General features: G+C 34.1%; 15 protein-coding genes. 1 reads left to right on the top strand and 14 read right to left on the bottom strand.

Annotation, left to right across the window (positions count from 1 at the left end; translation table 11 throughout):
- Positions 1-41 precede the first annotated feature (41 nt).
- Positions 42-671 (top strand): 16S rRNA (guanine(527)-N(7))-methyltransferase RsmG, encoded by a 630-nt coding sequence (rsmG, locus tag G7A72_RS06785; RefSeq protein ID WP_165151913.1) that lies wholly within the window; start codon positions 42-44, stop codon positions 669-671.
- Positions 672-815: 144 nt separating this feature from the next.
- Here rsmG and pruA read toward each other — a convergent pair whose 3' ends face one another.
- The 14 genes from pruA to G7A72_RS06715 all read right to left on the bottom strand — a co-directional run bounded on the left by pruA (position 816) and on the right by G7A72_RS06715 (position 18,246).
- Positions 816-2,444: an L-glutamate gamma-semialdehyde dehydrogenase gene (pruA, locus tag G7A72_RS06780; protein ID WP_165151912.1), complete on the bottom strand. Its 1,629-nt coding sequence runs from the start codon at positions 2,442-2,444 to the stop codon at positions 816-818.
- Positions 2,445-2,733: 289 nt separating this feature from the next.
- Positions 2,734-3,120, bottom strand: coding sequence for a Co2+/Mg2+ efflux protein ApaG (apaG, locus tag G7A72_RS06775; protein ID WP_113665122.1), 387 nt, complete (start codon positions 3,118-3,120; stop codon positions 2,734-2,736).
- Positions 3,121-3,200: 80 nt separating this feature from the next.
- Entirely contained in the window at positions 3,201-4,457 is a 1,257-nt protein-coding gene (locus G7A72_RS06770; protein ID WP_165151911.1) for a DUF5103 domain-containing protein, read from the bottom strand.
- A gap of 72 nt (positions 4,458-4,529) precedes the next feature.
- A complete protein-coding gene (locus G7A72_RS06765; RefSeq protein ID WP_165151910.1) occupies positions 4,530-5,300 on the bottom strand; it encodes a class I SAM-dependent methyltransferase in 771 nt (256 codons plus the stop codon).
- The gene (map, locus tag G7A72_RS06760; protein ID WP_165151909.1) at positions 5,300-6,118 is read right to left on the bottom strand and encodes a type I methionyl aminopeptidase; all 819 of its coding nucleotides are present in this window, start codon (positions 6,116-6,118) and stop codon (positions 5,300-5,302) included. The genes G7A72_RS06765 and map overlap by 1 nt, the downstream gene beginning before the upstream one ends.
- A gap of 44 nt (positions 6,119-6,162) precedes the next feature.
- A complete protein-coding gene (locus G7A72_RS06755; protein ID WP_165151908.1) occupies positions 6,163-7,551 on the bottom strand; it encodes a TolC family protein in 1,389 nt (462 codons plus the stop codon).
- Positions 7,551-8,897, bottom strand: a complete 1,347-nt coding sequence (locus tag G7A72_RS06750) for an HlyD family secretion protein (RefSeq protein WP_113665127.1) — start codon at positions 8,895-8,897, stop codon at positions 7,551-7,553. The genes G7A72_RS06755 and G7A72_RS06750 overlap by 1 nt, the downstream gene beginning before the upstream one ends.
- Positions 8,898-8,899: 2 nt before the next feature.
- The gene (locus G7A72_RS06745) at positions 8,900-10,561 is read right to left on the bottom strand and encodes a peptidase domain-containing ABC transporter (protein ID WP_165153679.1); all 1,662 of its coding nucleotides are present in this window, start codon (positions 10,559-10,561) and stop codon (positions 8,900-8,902) included.
- A gap of 12 nt (positions 10,562-10,573) precedes the next feature.
- The gene (locus G7A72_RS06740; RefSeq protein WP_165151907.1) at positions 10,574-11,245 is read right to left on the bottom strand and encodes a TetR/AcrR family transcriptional regulator; all 672 of its coding nucleotides are present in this window, start codon (positions 11,243-11,245) and stop codon (positions 10,574-10,576) included.
- A gap of 111 nt (positions 11,246-11,356) precedes the next feature.
- Positions 11,357-11,989 carry a leucine-rich repeat domain-containing protein gene (locus tag G7A72_RS06735; protein WP_165151906.1) on the bottom strand — a complete coding sequence of 211 codons (633 nt, stop codon included), beginning with the start codon at positions 11,987-11,989 and terminating at the stop codon, positions 11,357-11,359.
- Between the two features lie 479 nt (positions 11,990-12,468).
- Entirely contained in the window at positions 12,469-13,242 is a 774-nt protein-coding gene (locus G7A72_RS06730) for a DUF2490 domain-containing protein (RefSeq protein ID WP_165151905.1), read from the bottom strand.
- A complete protein-coding gene (locus G7A72_RS06725; RefSeq protein ID WP_206531538.1) occupies positions 13,239-14,015 on the bottom strand; it encodes a carbonic anhydrase in 777 nt (258 codons plus the stop codon). Before G7A72_RS06725 ends, G7A72_RS06730 begins: the two co-directional genes overlap by 4 nt.
- 154 nt (positions 14,016-14,169) lie before the next feature.
- Positions 14,170-15,687: a 2,3-bisphosphoglycerate-independent phosphoglycerate mutase gene (gene gpmI, locus G7A72_RS06720; RefSeq protein WP_165151904.1), complete on the bottom strand. Its 1,518-nt coding sequence runs from the start codon at positions 15,685-15,687 to the stop codon at positions 14,170-14,172.
- A gap of 141 nt (positions 15,688-15,828) precedes the next feature.
- Positions 15,829-18,246, bottom strand: a complete 2,418-nt coding sequence (locus tag G7A72_RS06715) for a DUF5916 domain-containing protein (protein WP_165151903.1) — start codon at positions 18,244-18,246, stop codon at positions 15,829-15,831.
- Between the last annotated feature and the right edge of the window lie 26 nt (positions 18,247-18,272).

Raw genomic sequence — 18,272 nt, 5'->3', positions numbered from 1 at the left:
TTTTAACTGTAAAGTATTACTTTTGTTAAAAAAAATAATAGATGGACGAGATTCTTAAGTATTTTCCTAATTTAACTGATATTCAGAAAGAACAGTTCGAAAAGCTGGATTTTTTATACCATGATTGGAATGAAAAAATCAATGTTATATCGAGAAAAGATATAGATGCTTTGTATACCAAACATATTTTGCATTCATTGGGAATTGCTAAAATTATAAATTTTGAACCGGGTACTTATGTGCTGGATGTTGGTACAGGTGGCGGTTTTCCTGGTATTCCGTTGGCGATTCTTTTTCCAGAAACGCGTTTTTATTTGATTGATATTATTGCCAAAAAAATAAAAGTGGTTCAGGCTGTTGCCGAAGGATTAGAATTGAAAAATGTAAAAGCCGAGCAAATGCGTGCCGAAAATGTAAAAGGAGATTTCGACTTTATCGTAAGTCGTGCCGTTACAAATATGCCGGATTTTGTTTCTTGGGTGAAAACCAAAATCAAAAAGAACAACAAACACGAATTGAAAAACGGAATTCTCTATTTAAAGGGAGGAGATTTAACGGAAGAATTGAAGGATTTCCCGAAAGCAACTGAATACAATTTAGCTGATTTCTTTGAAGATGAATTCTTTGAAACTAAAAAAGTGGTGCATTTGCCGTTGAAGTTTCAATCGTAGTCTTAAGGGCGAAAGTCTTAAAGTCGAAAGATAGAACTGAGTATAAAAAATAAAAAAAAAGCCGAATCTAAAATTTTAGATTCGGCTTTTTTTGTTATTGTTAAAGTTCTTTGAGACTTTCGACTTTCAAACTTTAGGACTAAATTATTCTCCTAAAAATGGGTATCTGTAATCAACCGGAGTAATAAAAGTTTCTTTGATGGTTCTTGGGGAAGCCCAACGTAACAAGTTCAATGCTGAACCCGCTTTGTCGTTCGTTCCTGATGCTCTTGCGCCACCAAAAGGTTGCATTCCTACAACAGCTCCGGTTGGTTTATCATTGATGTAGAAGTTACCGGCCGCATTTTGCAATTTAGTAGTCGCTTGCTCAATTGCATAACGATCTTGGCTGAAAACTGCACCTGTTAATGCATATTCTGAAGTGGTATCAACTAGTTCTAATGTTTCTTCCCATTTGTCGTCTTCGTAAACGAAAATCGTCATTACAGGTCCGAACAATTCGGTTTCCATGGTTGAATAATGTGGATTTGTTGTTACGATAATCGTTGGTTCAATAAAATAACCTACAGATTTGTCATAATTTCCTCCAACGATAATTTCGGCATCGGCATCTTTTTTAGCTTGGTCAATAAAACCAGCCAATTTGTCGAAAGAACCTTCGTGAATAACCGCAGTAATAAAGTTTCCGAAATCTTCAGGAGATCCCATTTTCATCGATTTTGTATCGGTGATTAATTGCTCTTTTATAGCAGGCCACAAACTTTGTGGAACATAAGATCTTGAAGCTGCAGAACATTTTTGACCTTGAAATTCGAATGCACCACGAACAATTCCTGTTGCCACTTGTTTTGGATTCGAACTTGGATGTGCGATGATAAAATCTTTTCCTCCAGTTTCACCAACAATTCTTGGGTAGGTTTTGTAATGGTGAATGTTTGTTCCAATTTTTGCCCAAATATCTTTGAATACATGAGTTGAACCTGTAAAGTGAATTCCAGCGAAATCACGGCTTGCTAAAACGGTATCCGTAATCATCAAAGCATCTCCAAAAACAACGTTGATAACGCCATCAGGAACTCCTGCTTCTTTGAAAACTTCAATGATGATTTGTGCAGAGAAAACTTGGCTGTCGCTTGGTTTCCAAATCACAACATTTCCCATCATAGCAGCACTTGCAGGAAGATTTCCGGCAATAGCAGTAAAGTTGAACGGTGTAATCGCGTACACAAAACCTTCAAGAGGTCTGTACTCTAAACGGTTCCACATATCCGAATTTGATTTTGGCTGATCGTTGTAGATTTGAGTCATGAATTCTACGTTGAAACGTAAAAAATCGATGAATTCACAAGAAGCATCAATTTCAGCTTGGTGTATGTTTTTTGATTGCGCAATCATTGTTGCCGCATTTATTCTTGCTCTGTATGGACCGGCAATCAATTCAGCTGCTTTTAGGAATATAGCTGCTCTTTGTTCCCAAGCCATATTGGCCCAAGCAGTTTTAGCTTCAAGTGCATTTGCAATTGCTTGCTCAACATGCATTTTTTCGGCTAAATGATAGGTTCCTACGATGTGTTTGTGATCGTGAGGAGCAGTCATGTTTTTGGTGTTTCCAGTTCTAATTTCTTCGCTTCCGATATATAAAGGCACATCGATTTTAGAATTCCACATTTTTGTGTAAGCTGCTTGTACAGCTGCTTTTTCTGGTGAATTTGGTGCGTATCCTTTTACTGGTTCGTTTACCGCTTTTGGTACATGAAAAAATCCTTTTAACATATTTGTAAAATTATAAAATTAGAAATCCTTGTAATGTGTTTTTAAATATTGCACAAAAGTACGAAGGATTGTTTGAAAAAAGATGTTTTTTGGTGTAAACTAAAAGCAATGTGGGTGGAAGTCGTGTTATAGCCCAGATAGAAATGGAAAGCTTTTTGTGGTCTCGTTATATTTTTTCTTGCAGAATAAGAGCGACTTTAGAAGCTCCTTATTGTGCTTAGAAAAAAATAAAGGAGGCGACTAAAACTTGAAATGTATAGCTGAATTAGCTCTTAAATAAAAAGTAATTTTAATTCAAAGCAAACGGAGCACATAATCTAAAAGTTGGCACGATAACTTTGAAGTTTTTTGTTGACGTGAAATTGATCATATTGAAATAGCCTTTCATGGCGCCATAAGGGGACGACAATAGGCAACCTGAGCTGTAGGTGTGAAATTCGCCTGGTTTTAAGACGGGTTTTTTACCAATTACGCCTTCTCCATCAACGATCTCGATGTCATTTAGGGAATCAAAAATTTCCCAATGACGTGAAATCAATTGAACGGAATCCTTACTGTGGTTTTCAATTGTGATTACGTAACTAAAGGCAAAGTGAATCTTGTAGTTTTTGAAGTAAGTACCCTCAAAACTAGTCAATACCGAAATCTTTATGCCTCTTGTTATTTGAGAAACCATGTTAAATGGATGAATATGGGGTTATTATTGACAAATTTACAAAAAAATGGTGTCGTTTTACCAAATTTATCAAAAGTTTTTTAATTGATGATATTTATAGAATTTGCCATTCCTTTACCTACAACTCTGTCGTATCGGTCAATGTTTTCTCTGTAATAAACGATTATTGTGTAGTCATTTTCTGTTTGGTAAAAATTACCGTCAATTGCATTTTCATAGTCAATTGCTCCTTTTTCGTCAGCGACTTTATATTCAAAATTCGTAAATCCCTGTTTGATTAAAATTGCTTTTTCATAAATCGCTTTTTTGGGATTGTACTCCATTTTGTATTCTGGAGACAGTGTGTAATTGTTAAACATTCCAGTAACATAAATATTTTTGTTCAATCGGAATATAGGTGCCGAAAGACTGAAATAAACCCAGGCATAATCAGCCTCGATTTCGTTATTAGCTGAGTTTAAATTGTTGATAACAAAATTCCCATTCACATCTTGGGTAAAGGAATACGGGAAATTGGCTCTGGCGGCGCTGGTGTACAAATATGAACCATAAATAGGCGTGTTAGAATCGATTCGGGCGACATTGTTGCTTGCTGAACGGATGTCTTTATTTTCGAAAAATAAAAACTCATTTCCTGCCCAAAACTGAGTTTCCGAATCATATTTGTAAATCAAATCATTACCAATAGTGTATTGCGGAACTATATTTTTAATGCCAGTATTCATTTGGCCGTTTTGAAGTAACAGTACTTTGACATTTCGCAACGGCGTTTGAAAAGTAATGGTATTGGATCGAATAGTGAAATCTAAATTTTGCTTTAATTCGATGTTATTAATTGTTCTGGCTCGTTTGACTTGGATGGGAACTGTAACCAAATCTTCGTATAAAATGAACTTTCTGGAAAATACAACTGCTTTATTCTCATCTAAAACTTTAATCATATAGTTCCCGCTGATTTTCAATTGTTGGGTAAACTGATTCGGAATTGCTAATTTGTAATGCGAATAGATTTGTAGTGTATTGAAGGAATTACTGTAATCCTGAATTCTTTGGTTGTCAAAACCTTCCAGATATTCATTTTTTGGAATTGCGGTAGGATTCCAGTTGTAATCGCAATGGATTATTTCGTAATAATAATTTGCTTCATTGCCAAAAAGATCATCAAATTGTAGTTGAAATCCTTCGCCCAGTTTTAAAATTGGAATTGTATTTTGGTTATTTTGTACAAATGAAATCGTCTTGATGTGGTATGGCGGAGCGATTTCTTTTTCTACTTGTGCAAATGCAGAAGTAAAAATGAAAAATACTATTATTTTCTGGAAAAAGGAAGTGGGCATAATGGTGATAGTTGCTTTGATGTAAATATAACGAATTATGCCCTAAGATATTATTTCCTGAAAAAGCACTAACTATTTAAAACAAACGGGAATAATTTCCCCTTTAGCCAAACAATATTTTTCTACTAATTCAGGTGCAATTTTATTGGTGTAATCTTCTTCAATTACTTTGAAACCGATACTTCGTAATTTATCAAAATAATCGCGACCATAAATACGGACGTGATCGTATTGACCAAAGATTTTAGCGCGTTCTTTTTGGTCGGTAATGGAATCATCGGCAAAAGTGGTGGCTCTGGACAAATCCTGTGGAATTTGTAAAATAGCCATTCCACCCGGTTTCAAAACCCGATACAATTCTTGCATTGCTTTCGTATCATCCGGAATATGCTCTAAAACGTGATTGCACAAAATAACATCATAATGATTGTCTTCAAAAGGCAAATTACAAATGTCTGCTTTCACATCCGCCAAAGGCGAAAATAAATCGGTTGTGGTGTAGTCTAGATTTTTTTGGTTTCGAAACAATTTATAAAAAGCTTGCTCTGGTGCAAAATGCAACACTTTCTTTTTTGCTGTCGAAGTAAAAAAATCGGTTTCTTCATTCAAATACAACCATAATAAGCGATGTCTTTCCAAGGAAAGTGTACTTGGCGAAAGTACATTGTTGCGTTGTGTTTCATAACCATAAGGCAACATCGATTTGAAGCTTTTTCCGTCGATTGGATCGGTGAAATTAGTTCCTCTTAATGAAAAAGCGATAATAGGTCGCGCCACATAACTCAGCCTAATTAATAAAGGACGAGGAATAGTATTGAGTATAAGTTTAAAAAGTTTTTTCATTACAGAACCAAAGGTGTTTGTCTAAACTCATCTTCCTCATTACTCACAATTCCTAACGCTTTGTAGATGTATCCAAAAGTCGATAATATCTCCGGTTTTCCATCAATAATGGCTACGTCGTGCTCAAAATGGGCACTTGGTTTTCCGTCAGCTGTCGTGATTGTCCAACCGTCTTTGTGTTGTTTTATGTTTCGGGTTCCCAAATTAATCATGGGTTCAATAGCCACAACCATTCCTTCTACGAAAAGTTTTCCTCTTCCTTTTTTACCATAATTAGGCATTTCAGGATCTTCATGCATTTTTTGTCCTACGCCATGACCTACTAATTCACGAACTACACCATAACCATGTGATTCGGTATATTTTTGAATTGCATTTCCTACGTCTTCAACACGGTTTCCTAGTCTTAATTCGCGAATTCCTACGTATAATGATTCTTTGGTAACCTGCAATAATTTTTTAGTTTCAGGAGCAACTTCGCCTATTTCAAAAGAATAGGCATGGTCACCATGGTATCCGTTTTTGAAAGCACCACAATCCACTGAGATTACATCACCGCTTTCCAATGGTTTATTATTTGGAATTCCATGCACCACTTGAGCGTTCGGACTCATACAAAGTGAGTTTGGGAAACCATATAATCCAAGGAAACTCGGTTCCGCACCATGGTCACGAATGAATGTTTCGGCTAATTTGTCTAGATATAAAGTAGTAACTCCTTCTTTGATTTCAGAAGCAATCATTCCTAATGTTTTTGATACGATTAACGCACTTTCGCGCATTAATTCTATTTCTTCACGTGATTTTACAATAATCATAATTCTTGTTTTTCAGTTTGCAAAAGTACGATTTTATAAATTATTTAATCCGGATTGGCCATTATTTTAAAAAGCTCTGAATTTGAAACGTAAAAACGATTCTCTAGAGCAATCTTCGAAAGTTGTGCGCTAACTAAATTATTCTCTCGTGTATTGATTAGAAATAAGGAACTTTCACCAAAAGAAAATAATCTTTCCTCTGAGTTTAACATTGTGAGATTGTCCTGAACCAAACCTTTAATCAGCTCTTTTTGTCTCAGCAAGGACTCAATTTCCATTTTTTGGGCATTGATTTTATTGGTCAATTGTACTTTTTCAAGGTCCAATGTGAATTCCGTTTCCTGAACTTTGAACTTCGCCAGTTTTAAACTTCCGCGCTCTTTTCTAAGAAACAAAGGGAAGTAAAAATCCAATCCAATTTTGTAATCTTTAAACTGATAATTATCAATATAGCTGGGTTCTGAAATATAAGAGTAACCCACATCTATTTTAGGCAAAAGCATGTTGGCTTTCAGTTTTTGTTCCACATTGAGCATGTCAATTTTGCTTTGCAACGCATTAATTTTTGGATGATTGGTGATGGAGAAGTCGGTGTTCAGTAAATCATTCGTTTTTAAACTTTCCTGAATCGTTAATTCTAATTGGGTTTCAGGAATCAATTCGTCGGATAATTCCAGCGGAATATTGTTTTCTAACCAAAGAAAATTAGCGAGTTCTAATTTGGCTTTAGCCAATTTCAGATTCGAATCTTCCAAGCTCAGTTTTCTGTTTTTTACAATAATTCCGGCCTCAACACTATCAATTGCGGGTTTGTCACCTTGATTGATTAAAGATTGAATCCCTTTAAATCTAATTTGTGCATTTTCATTATATTCTTCATACAACTGCACTTCATTGAAGTTTTTTTTCCAATTAAAATAGGCCTGCGAAGCATCATACAAAACTGCAATTGCCTGAAGTTTTCGTTCTGCCTGACTCAATTGCATTTGCATTTTTGCCTTTCGTACATCAGCCATTCTTTGGTTGATAAACAGTCCTTGTCCAAGTGGAACGGTCACTCCTAAGGAAGTTAATCCTTGATTGGGAAGTGTGTTTTGCGGATTCAAGTATACACCGTCACTATTGTCAAAACCCGCTTTAATCTCGATTCCATACCAAGTTGGGATTTTGAAACTGCTGTTCAATATCGAATAATACTCTTTGTCTTTGAATTGTTTTTCGCTGAAATCGACTTCAATTTTTGGATCAAAACCACCGCGGGCCATCATCAAATTAGCTTGTGCTTTATTGATTTCCAAGTTGGCATTCTTCACCAGCGGATGGTATTTTTTTACATACCCCAGGAACTCCGTATAAGTGAATTCTTTTGAGGTGATATCTTGGGCTGTTGCAGCAAAACCCAAAAATAAAAATGCTAAAAATAGTTGTTTCATTATTTTTTATCTGTTGTTGGTTTTACCGCTGGTTTGTAATAATTAGGAGGGAATCCGTTCAAGGATCGCCACAATTCAAACCAAACAGGTACATTATTTAGCAACGCAATAGTTTGTGCTCCAGCTCCAATACTCAGTTGTTCAGGCCATTTTTCATCATTTTTATCAGGTGATATTAAGACCCGATATTTTCCATTGACGCTAATGAAATTTTCAATGGCTACAATTTCACCACCAAAGGTACCGTATGACATGTTTGGCCATCCGGAGAATACAATTGTAGGCCATCCGTCAAACCAAACCCTAACTTTTTCGCCTTTTCGTAACAGCGGAAGGTCTATTGGGTTTACAAAAGTTTCTACGGCAATATCATATTTTGATGGCATTATGGTTGCAATTGGCGTTCCTTCTTTTATGGTTTCTCCTATACCGGACTGCAATGCCCTGTTGATGTAGCCGTTTTGCGAGGCTTTGATGTAATACATTCCGTTTCTAATGCTGTAATTTGCATACTGATTTTCAAGTTTATTCACTTGCGCATCAGTGTCGTACTGACTGCTAAGCGCCGTGAATTTGTCACTATTGGCTTTCGAAACTTTCTCTGCATACTCTGCGCTTATTCTGTTTATTTCAACTTTGGCATTAATAAATTCGTTTTTACTCGTTAAAAATTTATTTTCCTGAGTGATAATTTTCGCTTCTACTTCTTGTAATTTCAGTCTTTTTTCTTCAATATCAGTAAGCGGTTTCAGTCCTTCCTTATTCAATTGAACAGAACGATTGTATTGCGTGTTAGCTATCTTTAGTTGAGTTTTTACGGCAACTAAATCCATACTGTCGCTCTTAATTTTCAAAACGGATTGTTTGATTTTATTTTGCGCTTGTTCAAGTTTCAAAACTTTTTCTCTTTCAATGGCTTGTATCTGGCCGGTAAGCGTGCTTACTTTTGAACCATACGATTGCAAAGATTGTTTTTTAGCATCTATTTGATTTCTAGTATTTTGAACTAAATTTGGATCCATGTAATCCTCTTTTATTTCTGAAATGAATAAGATGGTGTCGCCTTTCTTTACGAAATCGCCTTCCTGAACATACCATTTTTCAAGTCGACCAGAAATTACACTCTGAATGGACTGCGGTCTTTGATCAGGTCTTAACGTAGTCACGCTTCCGCTACCTGAAATGTTTTGTGTCCAAGGCAGGAAAAGTGCTATCACACCTATAATTGAAACTCCTACAATAATTTTATTCAAAATTTTATAGTGAGGTCTGTTGACCAGGTTTTTTACCGTAGTAAAACGATCTAATGGCGGCAGTTTTGTTTTATTGTCAGATATGTTTAGCATTACTATTTATTTTTTAAATCAAGTTGAATAGTTCCATTTTCCATAGTGATGATGCGACTGCATTTGGTTTTCCAATATGGGTTTTTTGAGGAAACTATTATCGTCCAGTTGTTCTTCTCGGATGTAAGGAAATCAATAATTTCATTAGCAACTTTAATGTCCATCATGTCCGTGGGATCTTCATAAAAAAGGATTTTTGGTTTGTGTATGATACTTCTAGCCAATAGTACTTTTTCAGCATCGGAAGATGACAATTGCTTGCCTTCCGGGAATATGTGTGTTTCGAGACCCTTCGGCAGCGTTTTTACAAAGCTGGAAAGTTGGACGCCCTCAATAGCCCATTTTAGATTCTCAGTAGTGATTGAGTTGTCATTGAACGTAATGTTTTCTAACAGAGTACCTTCAAATGGCGTTTCACCGTGAATAATACCGCCAATTTGCGAACGATATTGCTTTAGGTTGATTTTTCTATAGGTATCGTCATTGATGTAAAAAGTACCCGATGTAGGTTGTAATAATCCAGATAATATGCGAATTAGCGTTGTTTTTCCAGAACCATTAGGACCTTCAATCGCTATTTTTTCTCCTTGTTCTATTTTAAGGGATAAATTACTCAATATTTCCTTCTTGGAGTCCGGAAATTTAAAAGTAAGATTTTCTATTTCCAATGATATATTAGCATAGCAAGTGTCGCTGCTAAAAGCGGTGTCTTCTTCTAATTCCATGTCAGTCACTTGACCAATTTTTTCAATTGAGGTCAGTACATCGTAGAATGTTTCGAGTCCAATTATAATTTTTTCGACAGAGGTTATAACTAATAAAATAATGATTTCTGCCGCTACGAATTGGCCAATATTCATTTGTTCTGAAAGTACCAAAAAGCCCCCAATAGATAATAATCCTCCAGTTATTAAAATTTTAAAAAGAATTAATTGGGTGAATTGTCTTTTGATGATGCTAAAATGTTTCTCCCTGTAATTTAAGTACTCACTAACGATATTATTATTTTTTTCAAGTCCAAAATTATAATGAAGATCATTTTTGAAACTATAATTATTTCGAGCTAATTCTTGTAACCAGCCTGCTACTTTATATTTGAATTTTGATTCTTTCAAACTTGTTTCCAGACCGGATTTAAAAGAGAATCGGAAAATAAAATATAAAAGAAAAAATAGTAGCACTCCAAAAATAATAAAATAGGGATGGTATAAAGACAGTAAAATTACTCCAAAAGCAATTTGCAACAGCGCCGCAGAAAAATCGATTAACAGTTTGGAAGTTCCTTTTTGGATGGTCATTGTGTCAAAAAATCGATTGGCTAATTCCGGTGGATAGGAATTGTACAATTGATCCATTTTTATTTTTGGCAAACGGGCTGCAAATTCAAATGAAGCGCGAACAAATATTTTCTGTTGTAAATTTTCAGTGATTCGCAATTGCATCAAGGATAAAATCCCAACTAATGCAACACCAAAAATCACCAAAATAATTAAAACAATCCAAGAGGCACTTACTCTTCCAGATTGTATAAAGTTGATGATAGCCTGAATACCTAATGGTAAAGACAAGCTTATTAATCCGGCAAAAATGGCATAGAAAAATATTTGATAAACATCTTTTTTATCTAATTCAAGTAAGTTGTAAAAACGTTTTAATGGAGAAATTTTCATAATATCTTATTTTGTAATTCGTTCAACTAAATCAATGTAGAAATCGGTTGGTGAAATAGTTTCATTACAATTTGTAATTGTTTTTAAATGGTCCTTTAAAAAATGCTGGTGTAATGCGCCTTCGACTATTGATGAGGCTAAACTTTTTGCATATTTATAATCAGGATTTACCACTTGTATCATTTCTATAACTCTATTGATTACTCTTTTATACACTAAGAAAAAACCAATTTTATTTTCCTCGTCAACGTCTTTTGTTAGCAATGTTTTTGTGAATTCGGTAATTATTATTTTGTTTAGAATAGATTCGTTGATATGGGCGGTTGTAAAATCATCTTCAATTTTTTCCGTTAAAATAGTAATAGCTTTTTTTAATTTCTCCAATGGTACAGATAAATTATTAGTTGCAAATACTAGTTTATACTCCATCCAGCCCCAATACCACGAGGATAAATACAATAATAGTTTATGCTTACTTTCAAAGTATCTATAGATTGAACTTTCATTTGAACCAATTTTTTCACCAAGCTTTTTGAACGTAAAATTTTCAAAACCTATTTCATCTATCATTAAAATACTATGCTCAATTATTTTTTTTCCTAAAGAAGAAGTTTCAGGATTCTTGACGTAAAGTTGATCATTGACTGTTATTGTTATATTTGCTAAAATAGTGTTCATTTTTAAAATTTTGATGATATACTTGAGAGACAAAAAGGGATTTTATATTATTGTTTCACTGCTTGTATTTAAAACGTATTTTTAATTAAAGATAAGTTTTATTGGTTATTATTAGAAATTAATTTTTAGGCCAAAGTTTAAATTTTTCATATCTCTAATGTCAGTTTCTACATTATTATTTTTTAAATCTAAATATTTTAAATGATCTAATGTTTTGAGAACTGGGATTTGCTTCAATTCATTATTGCCCAAATACAATTTTTCTAGATTTTTAAAACGCAGTAGTTCACTTGGTAATGATTTTAAGTGATCATTTTCTAAATGCAGGGATTTTAAATTGGGCAGTTTTGCTAAAATGTTCAGCGTTTTAGGCAAATTCATTTTTTTTTCATCATTCAAAAACACCTCTTCTAACGCGGTCAAATTAGAAAAATTACTAGGTAATACATTGAAATCATTTCCACTTAAATCAATTGTCTTTAGAGATTTTAGAGTAGTAATACCAATTGGTAATTCCTTTAGATGATCGTTTTTAAGATTTAGATAGGTAAGATTAGTAAACTTTGTCCAATCAATAGTATCTAGTTTAACTTTTTGATTACTCAGATCTAGTCTGTAAATCATTTGAGGATTCTTCAGAGCTTCTTCTAAATTATTGTAATCTTTACTTTGATCAGGCTTAATTTGACCAAATAATGCATTTGAAAAGACGATTAAAAATGCCAAAATTAAGTTCGTTTTCATTTTATTTTTTTTAGATTATTCAACAAAAGTAATCACATAATTAATAGTAATGCTATTGATTATGTGATTTTAACTTTTTTTTAAGAAACGCATGCTTTTGCTTCTTGTTCAGTAATTAACCTGAACTCGATTTATCATTAAAAAAAATGTGCAAAGAATGAAATTAGATTCGTGTAAATATCTGAAAATTAATAGTTTAACTTAATTATGTTTTAAATATATGATAATATTTTGCGGCAAAATGTTGATTAATTGCTCAAAAATTTCTTCTTTGAAATTCGAAACCGCCTAATTTAAACAATATAAGCCTCTTTCTAATCAAGCTTAGGGCATCATTAATCCTTGGTTTTAAGAATCCATATTTCCAATAAATTGTGGTTTTCTTGCAATCAAAAATTTATTCCACAAATTTGATTTTAAGTAATAGCGTATGTCTTATTATACTTTTCTAAAGCTAAAGAATCAATTATTTTTTAGTATTAATTTTTTTTAGTAAAGTCTACGTTTATTAGTGTGTTTACTATGAATCCATTATTGTTTTGAAATACATTTCTTTGTTCTATTTCTCTTCCAAGTTGTACCGTTTGATTTATATAACCGCCTTCAACTCTAAAATTATTGTTGAATTTATAACCTAGTAAAATTCCTATTCGGTTTTGATCAAATATATTTTCATTTACATTTTTTCCAAATCCTATAAGTATTTCATTGTAGGCGGCAATGTATGTTGTTTTGTTTGTTATTTCTTTTCCTTTTAAAGGCATTTGAATTCGAAACATATATCGTAAACGATTAAGGAATAGATAGTCATCTTCTACTCTTATTGATGGATTTGTATATCTTCCTATGAAACGCTGTTCGAGCATAAAACGATGCGAAAGATCAAATTTTGATATTTTATCTGTGAGAGTAGCCATCTGAAAAATTCTATGTTCCGTAAAATTTCTTCCCATTCCATTTATTGGAAAATCACCATAAGGATAGGTCTCAATCCAGGCATATCCTAATCGTAATTGCAATTTTGGATTGGTTTGGTAGTTCAATCCTACACGCATTAATCCTTGCTGTTTATCAGCAATATAATTGTCTCTTCGCCACTGGTACTCGGAGTGCAAGCTAAATTTATTGGAAACTTTAAATGTCCCAAAATATCCTAACCATCCTATTTGGTTGTGGTCATTTAATCTAGTATTTTGTGAAAAAAAACTGCTGCCCATTAGTGACAACAGTGTTATAAATATTATTTTTTTCATTTGGTATTCTTTTTTGGCTGTGGCAAGTTGTTTAATGTTTCTGGTAGGAATTCTACTTTTCCTGTGTGGATATCGTATACCGCACCTACTATTAATATTTCACCATTTAAGTGTTTTTTATGTAAAATGGGGTCTAGGTCGCGCAGGTTATTAACTTGGTCAACAACATTTTGTCGTACTGCATTATTAACATGATTGCCAGGTAAATGTGCACATTTTGCCACCGCGGGTTTAATTTCATTAATCAGGGTTACAATGTGGCCGGGTACATCCTCGGGGCGTTCTACAGCTGCAGCTACTGCACCGCATTCTGTGTGTCCAAGCACTACGATTAATTTTGTTTTTAATTTTAATACGGCAAATTCCATGCTGCCATAAGATGCCGCAGCAGATACTTGTCCAGCAGTTCTGATGATAAATAAATCACCTAAACCTTGGTCAAAAATCATTTCATTAGGCACTCTTGAATCTGAACAGCCTACAATTGTTGCAAAGGGTTCCTGTCCGTTTTCTAGGCTTTTTATGGTATTCATGTCTTGCCTTGGTTTGATTGTTCTCCCTTCAATAAAACGTTTGTTTCCGCCCATTAATTTCTTTATGCCAATCCTAGGATCTGCATAAGCGGAATCTCTATTAATGACGTAATGTTCTTTTTTCCATTGTACGGAATCAATCTCAATTTTTTTTGATTTGTTTTTTTTGACTTGTTTTTCTTGCGAATAAGTGCTTAGACCTACACTTATACACATTAAAAATAGAATACTTTTTTTCATGTTTTTAATTAATTATAGTGATACATTTAAATTTAATACAAATATAAATTAAAATAATAGTATTGCTATTAACAATGAAAATTTAACTTTTATTTATAAAAAAAGCTACTCGTTTGGAGTAGCTTTCAATTCAAATATTGCTTATTGGTTTTATTTAAAGTAAAGAATGACAAGTCATTACCTCCGGTTTTTCGACACCCATTAATTCTAAAATAGTTGGGGCAATATCGCCAAGAACTCCATCATGAATTACTCTAAGATCTTTGTCTACTAAAATAATTGGGACAGGATTTGTAGTGTGTGCTGTATTTGGACTTCCATCAGGATTAATCATTGTCTCACAGTTCCCGTGATCTGCAATTACGATGGTAGTATAATTATGGGCTAATGCTGCCGTGATTACTTTTTCGACACATTGGTCAACTGCTTCACAGGCTTTTATCGCAGCACTCATAATTCCGGTGTGTCCGACCATATCGCCATTTGCAAAATTAAGACAAACAAAATCTACCTCGCCTTTGTAAAGTTCAGGAATTAAAGCATCAGTCAACTCAAATGCACTCATTTCTGGTTGTAAATCATAAGTGGCAACCTTTGGAGAGTTTTTTAAGATGCGGCTTTCGCCAATAAAAGGCTGTTCTCTTCCGCCGGAAAAGAAGAAAGTTACGTGAGGATATTTCTCCGTTTCGGCAATACGAATTTGCTTTTTGTGTGCTTTTTCTAAAACTTCTCCAAGAGTTTCCGTAATGTTATCTTTGTTATAAACGACTTTTACGTTTTTGTACGTTTCGTCATAATTAGTCAGCGTAACATAATACAAATTTAGTTTGTGCATGTTTTGTTCATGACAATCCATTTGCGTCAAAACTTCGGTTAATTCTCGTCCTCTATCCGTTCTGAAATTAAAGAAAATAACCACATCATCTTCCTCTATTGTGGCCAATGGTTGGTCATATTCATCCACCATAACTGTTGGATGAATAAATTCATCCGTTACATTGACTTCATAACTATCCTCGATGGAAGCCACTGCATTTGTTGAATGTGTTCCAATTCCGTTTACTAATAAATCGTAGGCAAGTTTTACTCTTTCCCAACGTCTGTCGCGGTCCATTGCATAATAACGTCCTACAACTGAAGCCAGTTTTACGGTAGTATTAGCGATATAATCCTGTAAATCCTGTATATAATGTTTACCGGATTTTGGGTCTACATCACGACCGTCAGTAAAGGCGTGAACAAAAACTTTTTGCAATCCGTGTTGTTGTGTGGCGTCAATCAAGCCGCGTAAATGAGACGTATGAGAGTGTACACCTCCATCTGAAACTAAACCTAAAAAGTGTACTTTTTTATTGTGTATTTTGGCATACGTGAAGGCATCAACTAGAACTTGCTCCTTCGCTAAAGTGTCGTGAGCAACTGCTAAATTTATTTTGGCTAAATCCTGATATACAATTCGGCCTGCACCAAGATTCATGTGACCTACTTCGCTGTTTCCCATTTGACCTTCAGGAAGACCAACGTTTAATCCGTCAGTTCGAAGTTGAGCGCTTGGATAATTTCTATAAAGACTATTAATAAATGGAACATTGGCATTATCGATAGCAGAAACTTTTGGGTCAGGAGATTTTCCCCAACCGTCCAAAATCATAAGAATTACTTTTTTATTCATTGCAAATTTATTTTAAGCAAAGATAAAGTATTTCTAAAAATCTTCAAGTGAATCAAAATCACTATTATAGATTCAGAGGCTAAGCATAACAAATAATGATTATTTTGTTGTGGAAAGTTACCTTTTTTAAGGTTTATGCATTTAGAATTTATTCTTCACTTCATTGTAATCTATAAAATAGCGCACACTGATCGAGAAAACATGACTCAATGCGTCATTATTCAATAAATTGGTGAAGTTTTCTCTAAATTCTTTATTGATTTTTCTTTCAAAAGCACCAGCATTGTTTCGATACAAAACAGAAACCTGACTTCCTGGCGCAAACCACCAAGTATAAGACAAATCAGCATTCCAGGAATAAAAACTTGAGTTTTTGTTGTCTGTGTATCCTGTAAAATCAGCCAATCTTCCGTTTTGTTCTAAGGATAAAGTGTTTTTATTCTCGGCATAGGACCAATAATGGCGTAACGAAATATTAAACGTCATCTGACTGTTCAGTGAATACTTTCCCGAAAGTGTATTTGAATAGGTGATTACATTTCTATTGGCGAAAATTATAGTATTTGGTGTAGCTGAATTCAGGTCTTCATTAATACTGTCAATGTAACCTTTATTATTGTTTTGCCTGAAAAAATTGAAATTATAATTCAATGATAATTTATCGCTAAAACGGTATCTCGGACCAAGAGAAAAACCATAAGAATTTCTTCCGGCTTCATCAAAAACGGCGTATGACGGATTGAAATCAATGGCAAAACTATTGTTGTAATTGGTTGAAATATAAATAAAACCTCCAAGTTTACTTGGTTTTATGACGTATCTGTCAGCGTTTCTTGGTTCGTAATAATCGTAGGTCTCTACCGGATTCGCATCGAAACCTATTCCGAAGTAATGATTTTTTTTGGTATTCGAATTAATCTGAAAGTTAATATTGCCCGTTTGTAATTTGCCTGTTTCTTTTTGAAATTGTGAATAAGCGTTTATTCTGGCATTGAAAGTGTTAAAATACTTCGTAGGATTCAGGATTCTATAACTGGTGTTACCATATAGACTGTAATAATTAGTCTCAAAATTGATTCCCAAATCATTGTTGTCAAAATCTTTGGTTGTGATGTCAGCCCCAACTCCATAACGAAATTTACCGCTGGTTTCAGAAAAATTCAATTGGGAATTAATCCCTTTTTTATCTTCTACACCATTGATATAACTGTATTTGAAATCACCGGCAAGATTATAAGTATTTTTCTTAGTATTTAAATCCCAAACTAAGGCGGTTACATTTCCATCTCTAAAACTTCCGTTTCTGGTAACATTTGTGTTAACAAACGCAACAGAGGAATTTTTGCGAAAGCGCTGGTCTAAAACTAAAACATTATAATTTGCCAGCGGTTCAACAACTTCTTTTCGGACTTCTTGTGTGTCGTTATTTCTGATGGTTGCAGTTGTTTTTTCGGTGACAGCATTTAAGATTCCAACTCCCAATCCATTTTTGGTTCTTCCAGAAACTTTAAAGGCATTGATAAGGTTTACACTAGCGGGATTATCAATGATTTCTTCGTTTGCAGCTGCGGTAGGATAATTGATTGGATTTCCTCCAATTCGTCTTGAATAAACTAAATTTCCTTTGCTGAATAAATCCGTTCCTTCCGTGAAAAAAGGTCTATTTTCATTAAATTGTTGTTCGAATGGTCCTAAATTCAGAATTTGATCGTCGTATTTTGTTTGTCCAAAATCAGGAACAAGAATCATATCCAGCGTAAAAGCATCGTTTATTCCATATTTTAAATCTAATCCGCCTTTAAGTGTTCCGTATGTTTTTTGTCTCGAATCAGCATTAACATAAAAAGAAGAGTACGGTAAAAGAAAAAGTCGGGTAGGAGGTTTAATGTTTTCAATACCTTCCAAGACCCCTGTTTGTTGGGTAAATGTTCCCAATTTTGAATCGATGAAGTTCCAAGTAAATTTTTGTCGGTCTCGTCTTATTTCTCTAAAAAAATTAAGTCCCCAAGTTTGTTTGTTTTCACCAGAAAAACGGAGTGCTGCGTATGGAATTCGCATTTCGACAATCCAACCTTTAGCTGTAATTACGGCTTTGCTTTTCCAAACGGCGTCCCAGGAATAATCCTCGCCATTGGTGTCGGTTGTAATACAATCGGCCTGACCATCAGCAGCATTTACAAAAAATTGAAAATCTTGCTGCCCGTCATTAAAACCATTTATAAAAACTCCAAAAATGTCAGAAGTACCAAAATTATCTCTTTGAGTGATTTCTCTTAAAATTTTATCTGGATTGTCATCATACATCATGGCTCCAATATATATGGCGTCGTTATCGTATAAGACTTTTACTTCTGTTCTTTTGTTTTCAGGAATTGCCTTGCCATTATCAGGTTCAAACATAATGAAATCAGTTGCTACTGCAGCAGATTGCCAAATAGGTTCGTTTAAATTACCATCAATTTCAATTTTTTCGGAAATGAATTTTGTTTGTAATGTTTTTTTTTGGCTGTAACCAAAGACACTTATGAAGAGGAAACAAAGCAATAAATGATTTTTCATGAAACTGTTGATTGATTGATGCAAAA

Source organism: Flavobacterium sp. Sr18 (genome assembly GCF_011064265.1).
Classification (GTDB): Bacteria; Bacteroidota; Bacteroidia; order Flavobacteriales; family Flavobacteriaceae; genus Flavobacterium; species Flavobacterium petrolei.
Note: the sequence above shows the minus strand (reverse complement) of the source record. Positions and strands in the feature narration are given on the sequence as shown.

Bases quoted from the DNA above. Each gene is read 5' to 3' on its own strand.
- rsmG (WP_165151913.1), top strand. From the start codon at position 42: ATGGACGAGATTCTTAAGTATTTTCCTAATTTAACTGATATTCAGAAA.
- pruA (WP_165151912.1), bottom strand. From the start codon at position 2,444: ATGTTAAAAGGATTTTTTCATGTACCAAAAGCGGTAAACGAACCAGTA.
- apaG (WP_113665122.1), bottom strand. From the start codon at position 3,120: ATGGTTTCTCAAATAACAAGAGGCATAAAGATTTCGGTATTGACTAGT.
- G7A72_RS06770 (WP_165151911.1), bottom strand. From the start codon at position 4,457: ATGCCCACTTCCTTTTTCCAGAAAATAATAGTATTTTTCATTTTTACT.
- G7A72_RS06765 (WP_165151910.1), bottom strand. From the start codon at position 5,300: ATGAAAAAACTTTTTAAACTTATACTCAATACTATTCCTCGTCCTTTA.
- map (WP_165151909.1), bottom strand. From the start codon at position 6,118: ATGATTATTGTAAAATCACGTGAAGAAATAGAATTAATGCGCGAAAGT.
- G7A72_RS06755 (WP_165151908.1), bottom strand. From the start codon at position 7,551: ATGAAACAACTATTTTTAGCATTTTTATTTTTGGGTTTTGCTGCAACA.
- G7A72_RS06750 (WP_113665127.1), bottom strand. From the start codon at position 8,897: ATGCTAAACATATCTGACAATAAAACAAAACTGCCGCCATTAGATCGT.
- G7A72_RS06740 (WP_165151907.1), bottom strand. From the start codon at position 11,245: ATGAACACTATTTTAGCAAATATAACAATAACAGTCAATGATCAACTT.
- G7A72_RS06735 (WP_165151906.1), bottom strand. From the start codon at position 11,989: ATGAAAACGAACTTAATTTTGGCATTTTTAATCGTCTTTTCAAATGCA.
- G7A72_RS06730 (WP_165151905.1), bottom strand. From the start codon at position 13,242: ATGAAAAAAATAATATTTATAACACTGTTGTCACTAATGGGCAGCAGT.
- G7A72_RS06725 (WP_206531538.1), bottom strand. From the start codon at position 14,015: ATGAAAAAAAGTATTCTATTTTTAATGTGTATAAGTGTAGGTCTAAGC.
- gpmI (WP_165151904.1), bottom strand. From the start codon at position 15,687: ATGAATAAAAAAGTAATTCTTATGATTTTGGACGGTTGGGGAAAATCT.
- G7A72_RS06715 (WP_165151903.1), bottom strand. From the start codon at position 18,246: ATGAAAAATCATTTATTGCTTTGTTTCCTCTTCATAAGTGTCTTTGGT.